A 5,715-nucleotide genomic window follows, 5' to 3' on the forward strand; every position below is an offset into this window, starting at 1 on the left:
AAGCCCTGTTCACCGGAGTAGACAGTGATCCCACCAAAGCGATGTACAACCCGTACCGCTATAGCGGAAAACGCTGGGATCCCAACACCGAATCCTATGACCTCGGCTTCCGGAACTACTTCCCAGGGACAGGTCGCTTCATGAGCCCCGACTCCTACACCAATGCCAAGGAACACGTCGGACTCTTCATGAACGCCATGACCAATAGCTTGTACGCGTATACCGATGGGAATCCGATCTCGTATATTGATCCAGATGGGCACTTACCACTTGAAGTGGGTTCAGATCCATATAGTGAAGCATATTCGAATCCACTAAAAGTTTTTAAAAAGGCAAATGGTAATGTGGGTTATGGAGCTACCATACCGGCAACATCATCACTAAGATCTAAACCACCTAAAACACACCGAGTACACCGAAAAAATGGTACGGGCAGTAGTGGATCATTTGTAGTTGTTAAACCGGTGTATACGAAGACTAGCTTAAGTGTTTGGGATCAAATAGGAGATTTCTCAGTCGGATTTACCAACCGACTGATTGGAAATCTAAGTTTGGGTTTATTCAACTTAGATGACTATTACACACCAGAAGGTGAAGCCTATTATTGGGGAGCACTTACTGCAGATTCTGGAGCAATGGTAGCGGGAGCTATTGGAGCAGCTATTGGAACGACAGCAACAGGTGCTTTAGTTGCTTCAGGAGTGGGTATAGTTGCAACCCCTGTAACCGTTGGTTTTGCTGCATATAGTGGAAGTGTTGGCATTAATGGTGCTGCAAACTTAAGTAGAGATGCAGAGTCGTTGTTGATGAAGTCTTCGAATAGACCTTCTAATAGTGGAGGAACGTTACCACAGCAAGGTACAGTAAAAGGTAATATAAAGAATGCTCCACCTGTCGATGCTGGTAAACAAGGTAAACATGTACTAGGGCATAAAAATAACACACCCAAAAAAACTCCTTGGCCTAAGGGTGAAACAGGAGTTAATCTTACGCAGGAAGCATGGATGAAAGGAACTCCAATAGGACATACGAGGGTTTGGGATGCTGGTCGCGTAGTTGGAACCAGGGGTGAAACTGGAGTAAGAGTCCATATTGATGGGAAAGGTAATGTGCATGGATATCCTGTTAATCCAAGTCAGTATCTAAAATAGATAGAACAAAAGGAAATCTACTATCAAATAAACATTGAGAGGGGAGACATTCATGGATATTGTTAGGGGTCTAGAAAATGAATTAAATCTATTCTGGTGTTGGGCGGGTGTAAAGATAGAGCAATTTGAAAACCGGGAAATAGATGCGACGTTATACCCTAATTGGATGGAAGTAATGCGATTAACAGAAGAGGCAATTGACTATATAGAAAATACAAGAAACGACAATTTAATAGGATCTATTATGATCGTATTGGGGCTTGACAATGAAGTGGAAAATATCTTAGACAAATTAGAAAAGAGGCTTAGTTCGGATGTATTAAAAGTATTTGTATCTAAAAGCATTGATTTCCCTTTCTATAACACACGATGGCAAATAGCTGAATTAATTGGCAGACGAACAGAGTGTAATTTAGAGCGTTATCTTGTGCGTTTCTTGGATGACGAAAATAAATATGTTCAAAGAAGAGCATTACTATCATTAGTTAAAGTAAATCCAGACCTAGCGGTTAAAGTGTCATTCGAAAAATTATCTGATTGTGATGAAATGATGCGGTATGTAAGCTTACTAACACTACATGAATTGTCATCTGAGTTACTAGAAAAAGCAGTATATATTTTAAAAAATGATGAAAGTTCTCTCGTACAAGGGGTACTTCAAGAGATTAATAAGGGTTGATGAATGACTAATTAACTAAATAGAACACTTCGAAGCCACTCTTACATGAAGTAGGGGTGGCTTTCTTTTTTGCTAACTAATCTGTATAAAATAATAGAGAAGAAAAATTACTCTAGAGCCATAGGTGTGCATACAGCACCAATGGACATAATATGGGAAACATTTACAATAGTCATGTAATAAAATCAATAAAGCCCTGTTCACCGGAGTAGACAGTGATCCCACCAAAGCGATGTACAATCCCTACCGCTATAGCGGAAAACGCTGGGATCCCAACACCGAATCCTATGACCTCGGCTTCCGGAACTACTTCCCAGGGACAGGTCGCTTCATGAGCCCGGACTCCTACACCAATGCCAAGGAACACGTCGGACTCTTCATGAACGCCATGACCAATAGTTTGTATGGATATGCTGGTGGAAATCCGATCTCGTATATTGATCCGGATGGGCACTTACCAGTTGAAGTGGGTTCAGATCCATATAGTGAAGCATATTCGAATCCATTAAAAGTTTTTAAAAAGGCAAATGGTGGTGTGGGTTATGGAGCTACCATACCGGCAACATCATCACTAAGATCTAAACCACCTAAAACACACCGAGTACACCGAAAAAATGGTACGGGAAGTAGTGGTAGAAGTGGTGGGGTATTTACTGCACCAAAGCCTGTGTATACGAAGACTAGCTTGTTAACTATGGCAGGTGGATCGTGCGAGCGTACACTAGCTGGATGTCCTTATCAACCGGATGCAATCACAAACTTTATAGATAGCTTCACTCCAGAAGAACGATTAGATTTTATTTTTATGGTAATGGATGCTGCCACGGTAATAGATCTGTTATTGGTTTCCCATGGTGGAGTGGCACTGCTGTCTCAAGGAGCAAAAGGGGTTCTCAAACAAGGATTAAAGGAAAGTGCTAAGAAGCAGGCGGCTAAGGAGACAGGGAAGAGCAGTGGAAAATCTTCGGCAAACGCTTCAGCCAAATCAGGAAGTGCAAAAAATCTTGTTGGTAAAGACTTTGAGGACCATTTAACTAAAAAACTTGGAGGTAATGGTGGATTTCAAAAAGGTGGACGAGACTTTGATGGCGGTGTAGACAATAGATGGTGGGAAGCGAAGTCAGCAGGCTACTGGGAAAATACAATGAAAGATCCCAAAAGGATTGATAAGTTTAAATCAGACATGGGGAGTAGATTAAGAATTGCGAAGGAAAACGGTGCTAGCTATGAATTACATTCAAATACACCTATACCTTCTGAGTTGAAAAGCTATCTTAATAAGAAAGGGATCAACTATTACGAGTGGCTAGATTGATATATTCGAGAGAGGAAGGTAGTCATGTCTATAGATTCAGGGATATATATAAGTGTTGTATCTGACTCAGATGAAAAATTTACTAAAAATTTTTTGATGAATTTATATAACTATGGATGGTCATTTGATGATCATGGTCAAGTTTCGTATCTACCCATAGGAGACATAGATGATTATAATTGGGTAAGTCAAACAATAACTCTAGCTAACTTATTAAAAACAGTTGAAAAAAAAGAGGAAAGAAACGAAGTTGTCGGAGTTAATATAACTTGGAAAGATACTCAAATAGGTGGAGATTTGCTAATTAATCCAGACGGGAAGATTTCTTTTAGCTTGACTGTAAATAGGAAGTTATTTGATGAAGAGTTTGGATTAGTAGACGTTAATTGGTATCTAATGAGGTTAATTCCACCATTAGCCAACTGTGATTTATACATTGACACAATTAGTTATGAAGAGCTTAGGTAACGTATTTAGATATAAACAGTGAATTACAATATCAAAAATGTCACGATTTTATTTACTGATTCATTGATAATTGGTTTCAAATAATTATCAATGAATATTTTTTAGTTACTACTGGATCTCCCCCTTAATAGGACAATGATAGTCCGCGTTGCAAAGAAATAGGTAGTGGTACCCATTTTTACTAGCCACCTATGGTTACACCCCATACGGTGAAAACGACAAAGCCCTGTTCACCGGAGTAGACAGTGATCCCACCAAAGCGATGTACAACCCGTACCGCTATAGCGGAAAACGCTGGGATCCCAACACTGAATCCTATGACCTCGGCTTCCGGAACTACTTCCCAGGCACAGGTCGCTTCATGAGCCCCGACTCCTACACCAACGCTAAGGAACACGTCGGACTCTTCATGAACGCCATGACCAATAGTTTGTATGGATATGCTGGTGGAAATCCGATCTCGTATATTGATCCGGATGGGCACTTACCAGTTGAAGTGGGTTCAGATCCATATAGTGAAGCATATACGAATCCACTAAAAGCTTTTAAAAAGGCAAATGGTGGTGTGGGTTATGGATCTACCATACCGGCAACATCATCACTAAGATCTAAACCACCTAAAACACAGCGAGTACACCGAAGAAATGGTACAGGAAGTAGTGGTAGAAGTGGTGGGGTATTTACTGCACCAAAGCCTGTTTATACCAAGACTAGCTTGTCAACTATGGCAGGTGGATCGTGCGAGCGTACACTAGCTGGATGTCCTTATCAACCGGATGCAATCACAAACTTTATAGATAGCTTCACTCCAGAAGAACGATTAGATTTTATTTTTATGGTAATGGATGCTGCCACGGTAATAGATCTGTTATTGGTTTCCCATGGTGGAGTGGCACTGCTGTCTCAAGGAGCAAAAGGGGTTCTCAAACAGGGATTAAAGGAAGGTGCTAAGAAGCAGGCTGGAAAATTTATAGGTGATACTAAAGCATTACTTTCTCATGAGAAGCGAGTGGTAGATGATCTAGTCGCTGATGGAAAAGTAGTTAAGAGTATCGCAAGAGATCCTAAAAAAGGTACTTCTGACTTTGAAATTGATGGTGTAATCACTGAATTAAAGACACTAGAAAACAACAACTTAAATACTGCCACTAAACGAATTAAAACTCCGTTTAAAAAACAGGGAGCTGAAGCTGTTATTTTAGATGCAAGAGCTGGAGATATGTCGCGTGAAGCTGCATTATCAGTGATAAAGAGAGCAGAAGGGACTTTTCCAAATAAACAACTTCCAGGTAGAGTTGAGATTTGGATAAAAGGCGGAAAAGTTACCAATTAGGTAGGTGATCATATGAAATATGAATGTGTATGTGGAGAGTTACTTTGGAATGGTAAGATTCCAAATGATATAGAATTACATGTATATACGGATAAAGAAATGGATGATATCATTTCAATGGGACAGATTGATACTTTAGATATTCCTGATCCCAAATATGAGGTTTGGAGATGTACAAGTTGTCGAAGAATATATGTATTTGAGGAAAATGGGACACGAATTATTCAAAGATATAGATTGGAGTATGAATTAAAAGATTGATATAAGAAGTTTGACATGAAGGCGGACTGAACTTGAATTATTTGGCATGATCAAACAAATTTGTAACATTCAATCGAGCTCCCAGTGATGTTTTATCACCAATACTACTGTGAAGTCATTCTTACGTGAAGTAGGAGTGGCTTTCTTTTTTTCAACTAAATACGGATCAAAACTATCACCAATTTTTAACCAATGTACGACAACATAACCAAACATCAAAAGCAAAATAAAGACAAAACCAGTATGCTGACAACTCAGTTTACCTACGATGGCTTAGATCGAACCACGTCCAAAGTGGAACATGTTGGCACTGAGCAGGAGCAAACCACCACTTTTGATTATCGAGCGACATCAGGAGAAATGATCAGCGAAAGTGTAGATGGCAAGAAAACCAACAGCTATGTATACACGGCATCTGGGAACTTATTCTCCATGGTCAAGGAAACAGAGCAAGGTGCGGATGAGACTTCCTACTATCAATACAACGGCAGTCATATCGAAATGCTCC

7 protein-coding genes are annotated in these 5,715 nt (G+C 39.9%); all 7 read left to right on the plus strand.

What is annotated here, in order from left to right; genetic code table 11:
* Positions 1-1,151, plus strand: a 1,151-nt coding sequence (locus IC619_RS16360; RefSeq protein WP_213260989.1) for an RHS repeat-associated core domain-containing protein, incomplete at its 5' end; no start/stop codon positions are given.
* A gap of 52 nt (positions 1,152-1,203) precedes the next feature.
* Positions 1,204-1,830: a HEAT repeat domain-containing protein gene (locus tag IC619_RS16365; RefSeq protein ID WP_191140410.1), complete on the plus strand. Its 627-nt coding sequence runs from the start codon at positions 1,204-1,206 to the stop codon at positions 1,828-1,830.
* A 232-nt stretch (positions 1,831-2,062) separates the two neighbouring features.
* A complete protein-coding gene (locus tag IC619_RS16370; protein WP_213260991.1) occupies positions 2,063-3,145 on the plus strand; it encodes an RHS repeat-associated core domain-containing protein in 1,083 nt (360 codons plus the stop codon).
* A gap of 24 nt (positions 3,146-3,169) precedes the next feature.
* Positions 3,170-3,613 (plus strand): hypothetical protein, encoded by a 444-nt coding sequence (locus IC619_RS16375; protein WP_191140408.1) that lies wholly within the window; start codon positions 3,170-3,172, stop codon positions 3,611-3,613.
* Positions 3,614-3,839: 226 nt separating this feature from the next.
* Positions 3,840-4,946 carry an RHS repeat-associated core domain-containing protein gene (locus IC619_RS16385; RefSeq protein ID WP_249669910.1) on the plus strand — a complete coding sequence of 369 codons (1,107 nt, stop codon included), beginning with the start codon at positions 3,840-3,842 and terminating at the stop codon, positions 4,944-4,946.
* A 12-nt stretch (positions 4,947-4,958) separates the two neighbouring features.
* Positions 4,959-5,207, plus strand: a complete 249-nt coding sequence (locus IC619_RS16390; protein ID WP_191140405.1) for a hypothetical protein — start codon at positions 4,959-4,961, stop codon at positions 5,205-5,207.
* Between the two features lie 243 nt (positions 5,208-5,450).
* Positions 5,451-5,715, plus strand: a 265-nt coding sequence (locus IC619_RS16395; RefSeq protein WP_213260993.1) for a hypothetical protein, incomplete at its 3' end; no start/stop codon positions are given.

The organism is Polycladospora coralii, assembly GCF_014773435.2.
Taxonomy (GTDB): Bacteria; Bacillota; Bacilli; order Thermoactinomycetales; family Thermoactinomycetaceae; genus Polycladospora; species Polycladospora coralii.

Bases quoted from the DNA above. Each gene is read 5' to 3' on its own strand.
- IC619_RS16390 (WP_191140405.1), top strand. From the start codon at position 4,959: ATGAAATATGAATGTGTATGTGGAGAGTTACTTTGGAATGGTAAGATT.
- IC619_RS16370 (WP_213260991.1), top strand. From the start codon at position 2,063: ATGTACAATCCCTACCGCTATAGCGGAAAACGCTGGGATCCCAACACC.
- IC619_RS16365 (WP_191140410.1), top strand. From the start codon at position 1,204: ATGGATATTGTTAGGGGTCTAGAAAATGAATTAAATCTATTCTGGTGT.
- IC619_RS16375 (WP_191140408.1), top strand. From the start codon at position 3,170: ATGTCTATAGATTCAGGGATATATATAAGTGTTGTATCTGACTCAGAT.